Source organism: Tardiphaga sp. 768_D3_N2_1 (assembly GCF_052076105.1).
Classification (GTDB): domain Bacteria; phylum Pseudomonadota; class Alphaproteobacteria; order Rhizobiales; family Xanthobacteraceae; genus Tardiphaga.
Genome location: NZ_CP197245.1, coordinates 2,358,203 through 2,373,745 on the forward strand (window position 1 = coordinate 2,358,203; position 15,543 = coordinate 2,373,745).

Annotated in this window: 18 protein-coding genes and 1 tRNA gene; 6 read left to right on the forward strand and 13 right to left on the reverse strand. The window is 60.7% G+C overall.

What is annotated here, in order from left to right:
• Positions 1-85 precede the first annotated feature (85 nt).
• Positions 86-979, forward strand: coding sequence for an FkbM family methyltransferase (locus AB8A27_RS10845; RefSeq protein ID WP_441241902.1), 894 nt, complete (start codon positions 86-88; stop codon positions 977-979).
• 88 nt (positions 980-1,067) lie between these two features.
• Positions 1,068-2,039: a TRAP transporter substrate-binding protein gene (locus AB8A27_RS10850; RefSeq protein WP_441241903.1), complete on the forward strand. Its 972-nt coding sequence runs from the start codon at positions 1,068-1,070 to the stop codon at positions 2,037-2,039.
• 16 nt (positions 2,040-2,055) lie between these two features.
• Here AB8A27_RS10850 and AB8A27_RS10855 read toward each other — a convergent pair whose 3' ends face one another.
• From AB8A27_RS10855 to AB8A27_RS10865, 3 genes are all read right to left on the reverse strand, one after another.
• A complete protein-coding gene (locus tag AB8A27_RS10855; RefSeq protein ID WP_441241904.1) occupies positions 2,056-2,556 on the reverse strand; it encodes an FKBP-type peptidyl-prolyl cis-trans isomerase in 501 nt (166 codons plus the stop codon).
• A 136-nt stretch (positions 2,557-2,692) separates the two neighbouring features.
• The gene (locus AB8A27_RS10860; RefSeq protein ID WP_441241905.1) at positions 2,693-2,869 is read right to left on the reverse strand and encodes a hypothetical protein; all 177 of its coding nucleotides are present in this window, start codon (positions 2,867-2,869) and stop codon (positions 2,693-2,695) included.
• A gap of 137 nt (positions 2,870-3,006) precedes the next feature.
• A complete protein-coding gene (locus tag AB8A27_RS10865; protein ID WP_175500350.1) occupies positions 3,007-3,168 on the reverse strand; it encodes a hypothetical protein in 162 nt (53 codons plus the stop codon).
• Between the two features lie 310 nt (positions 3,169-3,478).
• Here AB8A27_RS10865 and AB8A27_RS10870 point away from each other — a divergent pair, with 310 nt between their 5' ends.
• Positions 3,479-3,823, forward strand: a complete 345-nt coding sequence (locus tag AB8A27_RS10870) for a DUF6481 family protein (RefSeq protein WP_441241906.1) — start codon at positions 3,479-3,481, stop codon at positions 3,821-3,823.
• A gap of 57 nt (positions 3,824-3,880) precedes the next feature.
• Here AB8A27_RS10870 and AB8A27_RS10875 read toward each other — a convergent pair whose 3' ends face one another.
• Together AB8A27_RS10875 and AB8A27_RS10880 are read right to left on the reverse strand one after the other, a co-directional pair.
• Positions 3,881-4,369: a cupin domain-containing protein gene (locus AB8A27_RS10875; RefSeq protein ID WP_139212547.1), complete on the reverse strand. Its 489-nt coding sequence runs from the start codon at positions 4,367-4,369 to the stop codon at positions 3,881-3,883.
• A gap of 126 nt (positions 4,370-4,495) precedes the next feature.
• On the reverse strand, positions 4,496-4,738 hold the full coding sequence (locus tag AB8A27_RS10880; protein WP_441241907.1) for a pentapeptide MXKDX repeat protein: 243 nt from the start codon (positions 4,736-4,738) through the stop codon (positions 4,496-4,498).
• Between the two features lie 251 nt (positions 4,739-4,989).
• On the opposite strand from AB8A27_RS10880, the gene dctP reads away from it, so the two are divergent.
• On the forward strand, positions 4,990-6,012 hold the full coding sequence (gene dctP / locus AB8A27_RS10885; RefSeq protein ID WP_441241908.1) for a TRAP transporter substrate-binding protein DctP: 1,023 nt from the start codon (positions 4,990-4,992) through the stop codon (positions 6,010-6,012).
• 25 nt (positions 6,013-6,037) lie between these two features.
• Here the strand turns inward: dctP and AB8A27_RS10890 are convergent, their stop codons facing one another.
• The 4 genes from AB8A27_RS10890 to AB8A27_RS10905 all read right to left on the reverse strand — a co-directional run bounded on the left by AB8A27_RS10890 (position 6,038) and on the right by AB8A27_RS10905 (position 11,057).
• Complete coding sequence (locus AB8A27_RS10890; RefSeq protein WP_441241909.1) at positions 6,038-6,934, reverse strand: hydroxymethylglutaryl-CoA lyase; 897 nt, start codon at positions 6,932-6,934, stop codon at positions 6,038-6,040.
• Between the two features lie 32 nt (positions 6,935-6,966).
• The gene (locus AB8A27_RS10895) at positions 6,967-8,979 is read right to left on the reverse strand and encodes an acetyl/propionyl/methylcrotonyl-CoA carboxylase subunit alpha (protein WP_441241910.1); all 2,013 of its coding nucleotides are present in this window, start codon (positions 8,977-8,979) and stop codon (positions 6,967-6,969) included.
• Between the two features lie 2 nt (positions 8,980-8,981).
• Positions 8,982-10,586, reverse strand: coding sequence for a carboxyl transferase domain-containing protein (locus tag AB8A27_RS10900; protein ID WP_441241911.1), 1,605 nt, complete (start codon positions 10,584-10,586; stop codon positions 8,982-8,984).
• Between the two features lie 165 nt (positions 10,587-10,751).
• Complete coding sequence (locus AB8A27_RS10905; RefSeq protein ID WP_441241912.1) at positions 10,752-11,057, reverse strand: ETC complex I subunit; 306 nt, start codon at positions 11,055-11,057, stop codon at positions 10,752-10,754.
• 263 nt (positions 11,058-11,320) lie between these two features.
• Here AB8A27_RS10905 and AB8A27_RS10910 point away from each other — a divergent pair, with 263 nt between their 5' ends.
• Positions 11,321-12,505 carry an OpgC domain-containing protein gene (locus tag AB8A27_RS10910; protein ID WP_441241913.1) on the forward strand — a complete coding sequence of 395 codons (1,185 nt, stop codon included), beginning with the start codon at positions 11,321-11,323 and terminating at the stop codon, positions 12,503-12,505.
• A gap of 90 nt (positions 12,506-12,595) precedes the next feature.
• Positions 12,596-12,672, forward strand: a tRNA-Pro gene (locus tag AB8A27_RS10915).
• Between the two features lie 21 nt (positions 12,673-12,693).
• Here the strand turns inward: AB8A27_RS10915 and AB8A27_RS10920 are convergent.
• The 4 genes from AB8A27_RS10920 to AB8A27_RS10935 form a co-directional block, all read right to left on the reverse strand.
• Positions 12,694-13,134: a DUF192 domain-containing protein gene (locus tag AB8A27_RS10920; RefSeq protein ID WP_441244883.1), complete on the reverse strand. Its 441-nt coding sequence runs from the start codon at positions 13,132-13,134 to the stop codon at positions 12,694-12,696.
• Positions 13,135-13,335: 201 nt separating this feature from the next.
• Positions 13,336-13,995 (reverse strand): cold-shock protein, encoded by a 660-nt coding sequence (locus tag AB8A27_RS10925; RefSeq protein ID WP_175500351.1) that lies wholly within the window; start codon positions 13,993-13,995, stop codon positions 13,336-13,338.
• A 193-nt stretch (positions 13,996-14,188) separates the two neighbouring features.
• Positions 14,189-14,950, reverse strand: a complete 762-nt coding sequence (locus AB8A27_RS10930; protein WP_441241914.1) for an SIR2 family NAD-dependent protein deacylase — start codon at positions 14,948-14,950, stop codon at positions 14,189-14,191.
• Positions 14,951-15,057: 107 nt separating this feature from the next.
• The gene (locus AB8A27_RS10935) at positions 15,058-15,372 is read right to left on the reverse strand and encodes an H-NS histone family protein (protein WP_441241915.1); all 315 of its coding nucleotides are present in this window, start codon (positions 15,370-15,372) and stop codon (positions 15,058-15,060) included.
• Positions 15,373-15,543: the final 171 nt, after the last annotated feature.

Sequence of the window (15,543 nt, forward strand, 5' to 3'; positions counted from 1 at the left end):
CGCTCGAATTGTCGCGCGACACTCTGACACGCTGCCCGCGCCCACTGAAGCACGCATTGTCGCACCATTCGCAGGAAAGGTACGCATGCGGGACGGCGCGATTCGACGCAACGATGATGGATTATCCGCGCTGCTCCAGCCTGCGCGGCAGACCGCTGTCGTCGATATCGGCGCCAATCCCATCGACGGTGACCCGCCCTATAAGCCGATGCTGCAAAGCGGCCTTTGCCGCGTTACCGGTTTCGATCCGCATCCACAGGCATTGGCGCAACTGCAGGGCCGCAAAGGTCCGTTTGAGACCTATCTTCCTTATGCCGTCGGCGATGGCGGCAGCCATACGCTGAACATCTGCCGCGGCATCGGCTTTGCCAGCCTACTGCAACCTGAGCCCAAAACACTCACGCACTTTCCGAACTTCACCGAGCTCGGACGTGTCGTCGACAGGCTCCCGCTCGATACACGGCGGCTCGACGATATCGCCGAGATCGAGCGCATCGATTTGTTGAAGATCGACATTCAGGGCGGCGAACTGTCGGTGTTCAGGAACGGTCGCACCAAACTGGCGAAGGCCGTGGCCATTCAGACCGAAGTCTCCTTCGTGCCGCTCTATGAGAAACAGCCGGTGTTCGGCGACATCGATCTAGAACTGCGCAGCCTCGGCTTCATTCCGCACATGTTCGCGGCCATCAACAAGAAGATGATCGCGCCCATGATGGGGCCGAATCCTGCTGCCGCCATCAATCAACTCGTCGAGGCCGACGTCGTCTATGTCCGGGATTTCATCCAGGCCGAGGCCATGGACAGCGAGCAGCTCAAGCACCTCGCGCTGATCGCGCATCATTGCTACGGCTCGTTCGATCTGGCGCTGAATTGCGTGCATCATCTGGCCAGCCGCGGCGCGGTCGCGCCCGATGCTAAAAACCGCTATGTCGCCCTGCTCCAGGCCAATCGCCCCAAAGTAGCTGGCGGCAGACTTTAAACTTCCTGGGTTCCGACGTAACATGGCGTCCGGCGCAGAGACCGCGCCGATGCTTGCATCATCTTTCCAGCCAGACCACGGGTCAGACATGCTTTCACGGCGCCGCCTTTTGCTGACTGCGGGACTGGCGATCGCCTGCCCGGCAGTGCTGCGCGCCGAACCGCTGAAGATGCGGCTCGCCCACAGCCTGCCGACCACCCATCCCGTCCACCCGGCAATGCAGCACTTTGCAGATCTGGCACGCGAGCGTTCGCAGGGCGAACTTGACATCGCGCTGTTTGCGGACGGGCAGCTCGGTCAGGAAGTCGACCTGCTGTCGCAGGTACAGGCTGGAAAACTGGATTTCCTGAAAGTCAGTGCCAGCGTGCTTGAGCGCTTCCATCCTGCCTACAAGGTTCTCAACCTGCCCTTCACATTCCGCGATCGTGCGCACTGGCTGAAGGTCACGAGCAACGAGGTTGGCAGTGAGATTCTCGCCTCAACCACATCGGCCGGTCTCACCGGCCTGACCTTTTACGACGCCGGCGCGCGCAGCTTCTATGGGCGAAAACCGATCCTTCATCCGGACGATCTCAAGGGCATGAAGATCCGCATCCAGCCTTCGGAGACCATGGTCAAACTAATGCAGTTGTTCGGCGCCGAAGGCATCGAGCTGTCATGGAGCAATGTCTATGTCGCGCTGAAGTCGGGATTGGTCGATGGTGCAGAGAACAGCGTGGCTGCGCTGATTGTCGGCAAGCATGCCGAAGTCGCGACGCACTACTCGTTCGACGAACACACCATGATCCCGGATGTGCTGCTGGTGGGCGCCAGCCGACTCAACAGCATGACGGCGAAACAGCGGGAGATCATCCGCGAAGCCGCTGCGCTGTCCTATCATCACATGAACGAGCTGTGGACCGCATTCGAGGCGCAAACGCGCCTGCAGGTCGAAGCGATGGGCGTGACATTCGTCAAGCCGGACAAGGCCCCCTTCATTGCGAAGGCAGCGCCCCTCGCCGACATCTATGCCGGCGAGGAAGCGTCACGGACGTTGCTGCGCAGGATCGCACAGGCATAGGTTCGTTTGATCGGGCTTATTTGACGCCAAGCAGTTCGACGTCGAAAATCAGCGTCGCATTTGGCGGGATCACGCCGCCAGCACCACGCGCGCCATAGCCGAGATCCGGCGGAATGATCAGCGTGCGCTTGCCGCCGACCTTCATGGTGGCGACGCCTTCGTCCCACCCCTTGATGACACGCGACATGCCGATCGGGAATTCGAACGGCTCGTTGCGATCGACCGACGAGTCGAATTTCTTGCCCTTGACACCGTTCTCATAGAGCCAGCCGGTGTAGTGCATCACGCAGGTCTGTCCCTTGGCCGGCGTTGCGCCGGTGCCAACGGTGGTGTCTTCGATCTTGAGGCCTGAAGCTGTGGTCATGGTTTTTCCTGCGGCTGGCGCCATTTTCTGCGGCGCTTGTTTTTGAGGCGCTTGCGCCATGGCGGACGAAAGGGAGACGTCGGACACGGCCACGATCATGGTCGCACCGAGGGCGACGGCCGTGGCTCTGACGGCACGCTGGGAGTTTCGCATCATGTCTCCTGGATGGTTGGGTCTGCGAGCGGCGCAGTCATGCCCCGCCATCGCACCGCAACGCAAGTCCTGGCAATGCCGAATCCCGGAGCTGCGATCCATCGAGATCGGTCAATGGGGAAGCTTGAACCGGCCGTCAGTCAGGCTTCGGGCTGCGTCGGGCTAGCTGCCCCTTGTAATTTTCGAGCAACCGGGTCGCGAACTCGGTTGCCTCGTCGCTCGCCTTGATCGATGGGCTGTCGGTCATCGGCTCGAGCGAGACCGGATGTTTGAAGCTGAACGAGCGGATGACGCGATCGATGGCTGCTTGCATGGAGAACTCCCGATGGCGACAGGAACTCCGCGTTTCGCGGAAAGTTCCTGATCAGTCAGCGGGAGGACAGCGCAGGTTCAAGGCCGCAGCACGGCCGCTGCAAAGCCGCAATAAGGCCATTTTGGCTGCAAATGTTGCTAAGCGCTTGCTTCTGCAGCGAATTGCAGCCCTTTAAAAGTCAGTCGCTTGGGGTCGCGAACGCCCGCCAGATACAGGCCGCGAATGAAGTGGGTCACCATGTCGCGATCACAGCCGGTCAGAATGACCACGGCATCGACTGCTGTCTTCTGGGCATCCATATCAATCCTCGCGCCGCACAGAGGGCCTTTTCCGCGCGCTCAAAATCGCCGGATGGTCAAGACATGCCCGATTCCCGGGATTTCCGGATATACGCGGATCACCCCGGCGCGGGCTCCGCCCAGCCTCGCGCAGGCTTCATTCCCGGCAAATCATGCGCAAGATCGCCGTAAATCGCAGATAGTTGATGCGTTGCCGCGCTGTCGGCTGTAAACCGCAGCAGAGTTTCGGCCATCGCCAGAGCATTTGCCCGGCTGCCGCATCCAACACAATGACCCACCCCAAACGAAAGAAAGCGACAAGGCCTCGTTCATGAGCGGATTCAAGGAACCCAGCTTCGCAGATCGTCAAAAAGCTGCGAGCGAAGCCAGAAAGAATATTCTGAACAAATTCAAGGCACAGCCGGGTCCCGACGATCCTGCCGTAAAGGCCCGTGCCGCCGAGCGCGAAGCCGCTGCCGCCGCACGCGCCGAGGCAAAGGCTGCCCGCGATGCCGAGAAGGCTGCGCAGAAGGCTCGTGAGGCCGAGGAGGCCGCCGCTGCCGCTGCCCAGCTCGCCCGTGAACAGGAAGAGGCTGCATTAGCCAAGGCCGCGCTGGAAGCCCAGCAGAAGGCCGCCCGTGACGCCCGCTACGCGGCCCGCAAGAAGCGTAAGTAAATACCCGATCAGCGTGCCATCGCCCGATGGCACGCTGCATGATCCTGCAAACTCAAGTCAGTTCGTTTTGCCGAATTGCGGCTCATCGGGTCTGACGAAGTTGTTGCCGCTGGGGCCGTAGCCCGTGATCTGGATCACCGCGCCCTCTTCCCGCGTGCCGTCCCAGTGCACGGCACCGGCGGGATGCACCATGTAGCCGCCGGTCTTCATCGGGATCGATTTCTCGGGCACGAAGGCTTCGCCCGTGCCGGTATACCAGGTGCCCGACAGCACCACGACGTGACGATCTTCCGGATGCTTGTGCGGCTTGCTCATGATGCCGGGCGGCCACTTGATGCGCAGCACATAGATGCCCTGCTTCGAGGGATCTCCGTAAAGTGTCGCGACTTCGACGCCGACACCGAACGGGTTCTTCCAGACTTCCTCGCCCTGATTGATGCGCACAAAGCCCATCTCATCAGTGGCGCTCCATGTCGTCACGCTCGGAAACAGTGTTGCCGCGATCAGACAAGCCGCCGCAACGACGACGCGTCGTTCTTTTTTCATTATGGCCTCCCCAGGCATTTTCTTGTGCGCGGAGGCTATGCCGAGTTTTCAGGTCCAGCAACGAGCAGCGCAACATGACAAGCCCGTCGCACGGACGGGCCCGTCACAACGATGCAAGTGAAGGCGTTACTTCTTCATCATTCCGTCGTCCTTCTTCATCATGCCGTCTTTTTTCATGCCATCGTCCTTCTTCATCCCGTCGTGAGACATGGCATCCTTCTTCATTCCATCGCCCTTCGACATAGTGTCCTTCTTCATGCCGTCATCCTTGCTCATCTTGTCCTGAGCGAACGCAGCAGGCGCCAGCGCGAGGCTGAGTGAGACGAGAGCGGCAGACGCGCCGAGCGCAAACCTGGTGGAGATGGTCATGATGTTCTTCCTCTGATCCATTTCTGAAGCGCGACATCTGTCGCTATGAACCAGACGTACGGAGATCCCGGTTTGTTACGTCGCATCAAAAAAAGTCTTGATGACGCATCCGATAGCCGTTGCGTGCGACGCAACATCACTTGCCCGCCGGTTCGGAATGTATAAACGAAGGGGCACGCGGTGACGGAGCAACAGGACGCGGGCGCATTTTGTCCCGCCCGGCACCAGGCGAACACTTTCAGGAGTTACGTATGCTGACTCGGCGCCACATCCTTGGATCGGCCCTGGCCGCGTCTGCGATCCTTCGTTGTGGTATCGGTACGGCGCAGGCAGCGACCACACTGAAGATCTCGCACCAGTTTCCCGGCGGAACCATCGACAACGGCGATTTCCGCGACCGTCTGGTCCGCACGTTCGCAGCCGCCATTGCCAAGCAGAGTGGCGGCGACCTTGTTGCCGAGGTTTATCCGGATTCGTCGCTGATCAAGGCGGATGCGCAATTTTCCGCCATGCGCAAAGGGACTCTCGATCTCAGCCTTTATCCTCTGCCCTATGCCGGCAATGAATTGCCGGAGGCCAATATCGGCCTGATGCCCGGTCTGGTCTCGACCTACGATCAGGGCTTGCGCTGGAAGAACCTGCCGATCGGCAAGGCACTGAGCGACATTCTCGCCGACAAGGGCATCATGCTGCTGACCTGGGTCTGGCAGGCCGGCGGTGTGGCTAGCCGTTCACGCCCGCTGGTTGCCCCTGAGGACGCCAAAGGTCTCACAGTACGCGGCGGTTCGCGCGAGATGAACATGATGCTGCAGACTGCCGGTGCGCGCGTACTCTCAATGCCGTCAAACGAAATTTACGCAGCAATGAAGAGCGGCGCCTGCGATGCCGGCATCACGTCATCAACCAGTCTCATCTCATTCAAGCTGAGCGAGGTCGCCAAGCATCTGACTTCCGGCGCGGGTGCGTCCTACTGGTTCATGCTTGAGCCTCTGATGATGTCCAAGGCGGTGTTCGACAAGTTGCCGAAAGCACATCAGGATATTCTGATCTCGGTCGGCGCCGAGATGGAAGCCTTCGGCAAGACAGGCGCGCAGCAGGACGATGTCGAAGTGGCCAGGGTCTATGAAAATGCTGGCGCCAAGGTCAGCGCGCTCGATGCTGCGACCGTCGGCAAATGGCGCGATATCGCGCGCGATACGGCGTGGAAGGACTACGTCGCCAAGACGCCGCTCACCGCGAACCTCCTCAAGCTCGCACTGGAGGTCCCGGCCTGACGTATGCCGTCGTACGCCGGGGCCCTCAGCGCGTCTTCGCGTTGAGGGCCGAAGCGACACGACTGACCGGCGGGCGTCCGATCAGAGCGCTGATGGTATTGGTCGCAGCAAGCAGCTTGTTCATATCGACGCCTGTGGCAATCCCCATGCCTTCCAGCATGTAGACCACATCTTCGGTGCCGACATTGCCGGTCGCACCAGGTGCATAAGGACAGCCGCCGAGACCGCCGGAAGCGCTGTCGACAACGCGACAGCCTTCCTCCATCCCGGCATAGAGATTAGCCAGCGCCTGACCGTAAGTGTCGTGGAAGTGCATCGCGAGCTTCGGCATGGGAACCGAACCCGCAACGGCGCGCAGCATCTGCCGCGCCTTCGACGGCGTCCCGACACCGATCGTGTCGCCGAGCGAGACTTCGTAGCAACCCAGATCAAACAGCGTCTTCGAAACGTCCACGACGGCCTGCGGCGCGACGTCGCCGTCATAGGGGCAGCCCAGCACACAGGACACGTAACCGCGCACACGGATGCCGTCGGCCCTGGCGCGTTCAATAACCGGCTTGAAGCGCTCGATGGATTCGGCGACCGAGCAATTGATGTTGGCACGCGAAAAACCTTCGGAAGCCGAGGCGAATACCGCGATGACTTTCGCGCCGACCGCCTTCGCGCCCTCATAGCCCTTCTCGTTGGGCACCAGCACATGGAATTCGCCGGGCAAATCGCGCACGCCGAGAAATACCTGATCCGATCCCATCATCTTCGGGATCGCTTTGGGCGACACGAACGAGCCGACCTCGACCGTATGCAGCCCAGCCCCGACCAGCGCCCTCACAAAGGCGATGCGGTCCTCGACCGACACCGGCGTCTTTTCATTCTGCAAACCGTCGCGCGGGCCGACCTCGACGATCCGAACCTGATCACTCATGCTTGTTTCAATCTCACACGTCTTTCAGAAGATCAGGCGCTCGGCTCGACTTCCGCGAGCTCGACACCTTCTCCAACGATATCGCCGACCTTGCACTTGATGCGCTTGAGCACGCCGGCGAACGGCGCGCGCAGGGTCTGCTCCATCTTCATGACTTCCAAGGTAAGGATGGCAGCGCCCTTCTCCAAACTGGCGCCCTCCTCGGCCAGCAACGCCACGACGGTGCCCGGCAACGGCGCGACGATCTTGTCTTCGCCGACCTGCTCTTCATCGTCGCCGCCGAACGGATCGACCCAATGCAGGTCGAAACGGCCGTGACGCGTGCGCAGGTAGAGTTCATGGCCTTCGATCACCGAAACGATGTGCGAGCGCGCTCCATCCAGCATCAGATCGAAATGCCCGTCATCGGCCGCAGACGCTTCAAACTCCAGTTCGCGAGCGCCGATCGAAATCGTTGCAGGACCGCTGCCATAATGCAACGTCACGCGCTGCTCGTCCGAACCATGCTTGAACTTGAACACGCGCTGACGACGCCCAACCGGCATCCAGCCAGCCGTCTGCCAGGGCGAGGTGCCGGCAGCCCGTGCTGCCTGCTCTTCGCTCGAGACGATGACGGCGACAGCCGCGCATAGTTCGAGATCGCCGGGCGCCGCCGAAGCCGGCGTCAGCACCTTCAATTCACGCTCGATGAAACCAGTATCGATGGTATTGGCACGCACGTCCGGATGGGTGACCAGCGCTGACAGAAACGGCGTGTTGGTGACAATGCCGCGAATGTCGGTTTCTTCCAGCCCACGATTGAGCCGGTTGATGGCTGCATCGCGCGTCGGTGCCCAGGCGATCACCTTGGCAAGCATGGCGTCGTAATTCGGCGACACCGCGTCACCCTCGCGATAGCCGGCGTCGATGCGGAGACCGCTGGTTTCAGCAGGCATACGCCAGGTGCGGATCCTGCCCACCGACGGCATGAAGTTCTTGTGCGGATTCTCCGCATAAACGCGCGCTTCAATGGCGTGGCCGTTGAGCTTGATCTGGTCTTGCGTCAGCGGAAGCTTTTCGCCGAATGCTACACGCAATTGCCATTCGACGAGATCGACCGAGGTGATCAGTTCGGTGACGGGATGCTCGACCTGCAGGCGCGTGTTCATCTCGATGAAAAACACATCCTTGCCGTCGGAGACGAATTCGATGGTGCCAGCGCCCACATAATTCACCGCGCCAGCCGCCTTGCGGGCCGCCCCGCAGACCGCTTCGCGCTGGGTATCGTTCAATGTCGGCGACGGCGCCTCTTCGATCACCTTCTGATGCCGGCGCTGCAGCGTGCATTCGCGCTCAAACAGCGAGACCAGATTGCCATGACTGTCGCCAACGATCTGCACCTCGATGTGGCGGGGATTATCGACATATTTTTCGATCAGCATGCGATCGTCACCGAACGCCGCCAGTGCCTCGCGCTTGGCGCTGACGATGGCCGGAGCCAGTTCAGCCGCCGAGCGCACCACGCGCATGCCACGCCCGCCGCCGCCGGCTGAAGCCTTCACCAGAACCGGGAAGCCGATCTTGTCGGCCGCCTTGGCCAGCGTCGCGTCGTCCTGCGCTTCGCCATGGAATCCCGGCACCAGTGGCACGCCGGCCTTCTCCATCAGCGCCTTGGAGCCGGACTTCGAGCCCATGGCGGTGATCATGTCGGCCGTCGGCCCCACGAAGATCAGTCCGGCATCGGCGCAAGCCTGCGCGAACTCGGCGCTTTCGGAGAGAAAGCCGTAGCCGGGATGGATCGCCTCAGCGCCGGTCTTCTTTGCAGCTTCGAGAATGCGCTCGATATTAAGATAGCTGTCGCGCGCACGCGCCGGGCCGATCAACACGGCTTCGTCGGCTTCCGCGACATGCAGCGCATTGGCATCTGCCTCGGAATAGACGGCGACGGTGCGCAAGCCCATGGCGCGCGCCGTGCGGATGACGCGGCAGGCTATCTCGCCGCGATTGGCGATCAGGAGCGTGCGAAAGCGGCGATATAACGCTTTTGAAATTTCGGCTTTGGCCATCATCACATCCTGAACAGGCCGAAGCGCGTCGGCTCGATCGGCGCATTGGCCGACGCTGACAATCCAAGTCCGAGTACGAGGCGCGTATCTGCGGGATCAATCACGCCGTCATCCCAAAGACGCGCCGTCGCGTAATATGGACTGCCCTGGGTCTCGAACTGATCACGTGTCGGCTTGCGAAACGCTTCCTCCTCTTCGGTCGACCAGGTGCCGCCCTTGGCTTCGATGTTGTCGCGGCGCAGCTGGCTCAGCACCATCGCCGCTTGCTCGCCGCCCATCACCGAGATGCGGGCGTTGGGCCACATCCACAGGAACCGCGGGCTGTAGGCGCGGCCGCACATGCCGTAATTGCCGGCGCCATAGGAGCCACCGACCACCACGGTGAATTTCGGGACGTTGGCCGTGGCGACGGCTGTCACCAGCTTGGCGCCATCACGCGCAATGCCGCCGGCTTCGTATTTCTTGCCGACCATGAAGCCGGTGATGTTCTGCAGGAACACCAGCGGAATGTTGCGCTGGCAGCAGAGCTCGATGAAATGCGCGCCCTTCAGCGAACTCTCGCTGAACAGGATTCCGTTGTTAGCGATGATGCCGACCGGGAAGCCCCAGATATGCGCGAAGCCGCAAATCAATGTGGTGCCGTAGAGCTTCTTGAACTCATCGAATTCGGAGCCGTCGACGATCCGCGCGATGACGTCGTGCATGTCGAACGGCTTGCGCGCGTCAGCGGGAATGACGCCGTAGAGTTCTTCCGCCGCGTACAAGGGATCGCGGGACGGCTGCATGTTCAGTGTGGCCCGCTGTGGTGGTTTCAGCGTCGCGACGATTTTTCGCGCGATGCCGATGGCGTGGCCGTCGTTCTGTGCGTAGTGATCGGTGACGCCAGACTGCCGCGAATGCACATCCGCGCCGCCAAGTTCTTCGGCCGTGACCACCTCGCCGGTTGCGGCCTTCACAAGCGGCGGACCGCCCAGGAAGATCGTGCCTTGATTGCGCACGATGATGCTCTCGTCAGACATAGCCGGCATATAGGCGCCGCCGGCAGTGCACGAGCCCATCACCACGGCAATCTGCGGAATGCCTTGCGCTGACATCTGAGCCTGGTTGTAGAAGATGCGGCCGAAATGGCGTTCATCCGGGAAGATGTCGTCCTGCTGCGGCAAAAATGCGCCGCCGGAGTCCACCATATAAATACACGGCAGATTGTTCTGTCGCGCAATGTCCTGCGCCCGCAGATGCTTCTTCACCGTCATCGGATAGTAGGTGCCGCCCTTGATGGTCGCATCATTGGCGACGATCATGCATTCCCTGCCCGACACCCGGCCGACACCGGTGATGACGCTGGCGGAGTGGACATCGCCACCATAGAGGCCGTTGGCGGCCAGCGGCGAGAGTTCGAGGAAGGCCGTGCCGGGATCGATCAGCAGATCGACACGTTCGCGGGCCAGCATCTTGCCGCGCGCGGTGTGCTTGGCGCGGGACGCTTTGCCGCCGCCCCCGGCGACCGCACCGAGCTTGTCTTTGAGCTCGGCGACCTGCGCCTTCATCACATCGACATTGCGTTTGAACTCGGCCGAGGTGGGATCGATCGTGGAGCGAAGCGACATCGGCTTCCGTTTCCTGCAGGGTCTGTTTCTTGTTTGCACGGCGGCCCGGCAACGGGCCTGCCATGATGGTGTCATCCCGTCGTGGCGGGATGCAACCCTAACTTTCGATGCTGGTCAGGGTGAGATCGGGAGCGTTATGGGGGCTGATTTGCCCGCAACCTGTCGTCAGTGCGACCACGGCTCCGAGCGGCGGAACGCAAAATTGTCGGCATAGGCAACGGTCCGGGGCGCGCGCACCTTGGGCTCGATCACCTGATACGCAATGCCTTCGCGCTCACAATAGGCGACCGCCTCTTCCTTATTGTCAAAGTGGATGGACAGCTGCTGCTTCATGTCACTGGACGACGTCCAGCCCATCAAGGGCTCGATCACCCGCGCCTGCTCCGGCTCGTAATCGAGCTGCCAGTCCTTGGTCTTGGCAAGGCCGGCCTGCATGGCGTTCTTGGGGGCTTTGAAGATACGTGCGGTCATGGAATGCGATAGCCTTTAAAGGATGGGCCTTCGTCTCGGGACAAGCGTCTCGGGATCGGCCTTGGTCAGCTGCGACACTGCGACAAATTGGTGAAAACGGCGGCGCTGGTATATCCAGTTGTCACGAATTTGATCCGTGATTCCGTCGTTTGGCGGCTTCGTTATTGTGTATATTCGTTCCACGGCGTCGTGACAATCGGGGCACGAAGCGGTCTATCTGATCTCGCAATTCGGCATCATGAACGGCTCCTGAAGCGACACCCATGGACATTCACGCCATTCTTCCCCCCAAAGGCCGCGACCTGCGGCTGGACCTGTTTCGCGGCATCGCCAACTGGGCGATCTACCTCGATCACATCCCCGACAATGTGGTGAACTGGGTCACTACCCGGAACTATGGCTTCTCCGACGCCGCCGATCTGTTCGTCTTCATCTCCGGCTACACGGCGTCCTTCGTCTACGCCAAGATGATGCTGGAGCGTGGCTTCATCGTCGGCGCCACCCGCCTGACCAAACGGGTCTGGCAGCTCTATGTCGCCCACGTCATCCTGTTCGTGATCTATATCGCCGCCATCGGCTATGTGGCGCAGCGCTATAACGACCCCGACATCATCAACGAGTTCAACGTTGCCGGCCTCGTCGACAATCCGATCCAGACGCTGACGCAGGGCCTGCTCCTCAAGTTCAAGCCGCTCAACCTCGACGTGCTGCCGCTCTATATCGTGTTGATGGGCCTATTCCCGCCGGTGCTGTGGATGATGCTGCGCAAGCCGGACCTGACGATGCTGGCCTCACTGGCGCTGTATTTCGCGGCCCGCCAGTTCGGCTGGAATCTGCCCGCCTATCCTTACGGCGTCTGGTACTTCAACCCGTTCACCTGGCAATTGCTGTTTGTGTTCGGCGCGTGGTTCGCGCTCGGCGGCGCGCTCGAGTCACGCTCGGTGATCCGCTCCAAGGTGCTACTGTATTTCGGTATCGCTTATCTCTTGTTCTCGCTTGTCATGACCATGGCCGGTCGATTCCCGGACACCGGCCGCATGATCATGCCGGACTGGTTGTTCGACGCGTTCAATCCGAACGACAAAACCAACCTCGCGCCCTATCGCGTGCTGCACTTCGTGATCATCGCCTTCTTCGTCACCCGCTTCGTGCCGAAGGAATGGAAAGGCCTTGAGTGGCCGGTGTTCCAGCCGCTGATCAAATGCGGCCAGCAGTCGCTCGCCGTGTTCTGCGTCGGCGTGTTCCTGTCCTTCGTCGGCCACTTCCAGCTGATGATGTCGTCGGGTTCGTTCCTGGCGCAGCTGTTCGTCAGCGCGGCTGGCATCGGCATCATGACGCTGGTGGCCTATTATATCTCGTGGTCGAAGAAGCAGGACAAGCCGCTGCCGAAGCCGGCCGCCCCCGCTGCATCGGCACAGCAGGCACCGCCATCCAAGGCGGCCGAATAGGCCCGTTGTCGAAGGTGGTGGGGACAGACGAGAAATCGCCGGCAGATGCCTTGCTGCCCCCCGCCTAAGCGTGTATCGACACCGCATCGTCGGGGTATAGCGCAGCCTGGTAGCGCGGCGGTTTTGGGTACCGCAGGTCCAAGGTTCGAATCCTTGTGCCCCGACCATCTCCCATTGAATTCAAAGACTTAACGCTTCTTGAACAGCGGATGGACCACTTGGTCTCCCGGCGCGATCCCATATTTTTTGGCCGTGCCTGCGACCACTTCGAGAACCGCCCGTGCCGGACCGCCCGAGGAAATGATCTTGAGCGATTGCGGCTCGGTATTCTCCGCGATCCGAAGCACCCGGCCATCGCCGCCAACGAAGATCATGTCGAGCGAGACGAAGGTGTTCTTCATCCACATGGAGATCTGCTGTTCCGGGTTGAAGTCGAACAGCATACCGCGGCCATCCGCGAGCTCCTTGCGGTACATCAGCCCGGTGGCGCGTTCTTCGTCGGTCTTGGCGATTTCGACGGAGAACGTCCGCACGCCTGACCTGGTCACGATTTCGAGCGGCTGGAATTCAGCGGCGGAGGCAGGCGCCTGATGGGCGACAAGGGCCAAAGCGGCGATCGCGGCCAGCATCGAGAGGCGACAGCGGGCGGCGAAACAAAACAGACTCATGAAGGGCAATCCACGCAAAAGCCCGATCGGGACGTCGGGCGGCGCGACCCTAGCCTGACGATGTATGCCAGCGCCAGACGGTCGTCATGCACAGCCGCGTGATAGCCCATAGCGGCAAAGCCCGCAGCAGACCTGCAAGAAACCTGGAAAACCGCGGACGGGTTAGTGCGACGACAGGCCGGGCGTACCACCTTCGGGCTGGATCTCGGCAGCCATCATGCCCTTGGAACCGGGCCCGAAGCGCACCAGCACATACTGGCCGGGACGCAGCTCGGTCATACCGAAGCGACGAAGGGTTTCCATATGAACGAAGATATCAGGGGTGCCTTCGCCGCAGCTGAGGAAGCCGAAGCCACGCAGACGGTTGAACCACTTCACCTGCGCCCGCTCGAGACCACTCGTGGGTGTCACGCTGACATGGGTGCGCGGCGGCAACATCTGCGCGGGATGGATGGCAGTCGACTCGTCCATCGAGACAACGCGGAAAGCCTGATAGCCCTTGGACCGCTGGGTGCATTCCACGACCACGCGCGCACCTTCATAGGCCGTCTGGTAGCCGTCGCGGCGAAGCACGGTTACATGCAGGAGCACATCGGCAGCGCCATTATCGGGAATGATGAAGCCATAACCCTTGGAGGCATCGAACCACTTGATGACACCGCTGATCTCGACAAGATCGACTGCGTTGCCTTCGCCGACACCCGCGAAGGGGTCGAGTGTATCGCGGCTTGCGTTGCCTGAGTGCTCATTCCCTGCTCGCGGATTACCCGCTCCAGGAATCAGTACCCCCAACCGCTTGGACTCAAATGCGTCCGACCCCATGGCCCCGGATCCCACTATCATTTGCGCTGTCAGCCCTGTCAGCGCCATCTCACATACCCCATCGATGCTAATTCACGATGGCGCGGTGCGAATCTTTCGATTCGAAGATAACACTGTCGCCTGATCAGCAAAGACAAAAAACGAACACAGTGGCAGCTATGAACAGCTTGCGCTCAAACGAATCAGATGCCCATCAATTTCCGACGAACGGTCCGAGCGTTTCGCCAATATCGTGGCGAATAACAAGGTCAGCGTGATCGTCCTGCTCCGTCGCCTCATTGTTGATGATGACAAGGCGTGCGCCGGCATGTTTCGCCATCATCGGGAATCCCGCTGCGGGCCACACGACGAGCGACGATCCAATCGCAATGAACAGATCGCAGTGTTGCGATAGCTCGGCTGCGCGACGCATTTCATGTTCAGGCATCGCCTGACCGAATGAGATCGTCGCAGCCTTCACGGGCTCGCCGCATGCCGTGCAGTCTGGCGCCCGTCTTTCGGAATCGAATCTGCTCTTCACCCAGTCGAGTTCATAGCGCTTCTGACAACCAATGCAGCGCGCGTAGGTCGTATTGCCGTGAAGTTCGATCACAGCGTCAGCCTTGAAGCCGGACCTCTGATGCAGGTTGTCGATGTTCTGGGTGATCACAGCGGGAATCTTGCCGGCCTTGTAGAGTGAGGCGAGTGCGCTATGCCCGCGACCTGGTTTCGCCGCAGCAAATATTTCTTCCATCGCAAAGCGCCGGCGCCAGGCTTCATCGCGCGCGGCCTGGCTGGCGACGAACTCGTCGAACGGAATTGGCTGGTTACGGGTCCACAAGCCACCAGGCGAACGAAAGTCGGGAATGCCCGTTTCGGTCGAGATCCCCGCGCCGGTGAACGGCACGATGGTTCTGGACTCGGCGATCATCTCGCCAAGACGGTCCACGCCAGTGCGAAGGTCAGTTGCAATCATTGGAAGGTCCGAGAGGAAGTGATCCGACGACAATGCCGCAGACCGGGATCTGGTGCCATCCTGTCGGGCTCAACGCATGTTTTGCTTAGCGATCACGTTTCCAGGATCTATTTCGCTTTAGCGCGTCCGTTCCTGGCGGGCTTGTCGATCAAAAAGTCTTCCCGCTTGCGACCGGCGGCGATCTCTTTCGCGAGCCAGCCCGCAACACCGCCGCGCCCGGTCCAGGTCTCTCCCGTTTTGGGATGGCGATACTTCGGCGGAACCTTGATGCCTTTGACGTGGCTGGTTCTGCTGTCGACGCTTCTGATCTGCGCGAGTTGCGCCTGCAATTCGGCACGATGGGCTTGCAGCTGCTTGTCGATCTCCTGCCGCAATGCGAGGAGTTCGGGAACCGAAAGAGATTTGATATCAGGGGTCGGCATAAATAGGCTCCGATCAAATATGTCCGCACTCCTTCCCCGAGGCGCGCAAATATGCGCCCAGCGTGCGTCAATTAAATAAAATGGTTGCGGTGTCAAAACACCGCATCAAAATGAAATATCGAGGCGGAAGCTGGAATGCGCTCCGCCCTCAAGTAACTAAATACCGATTTA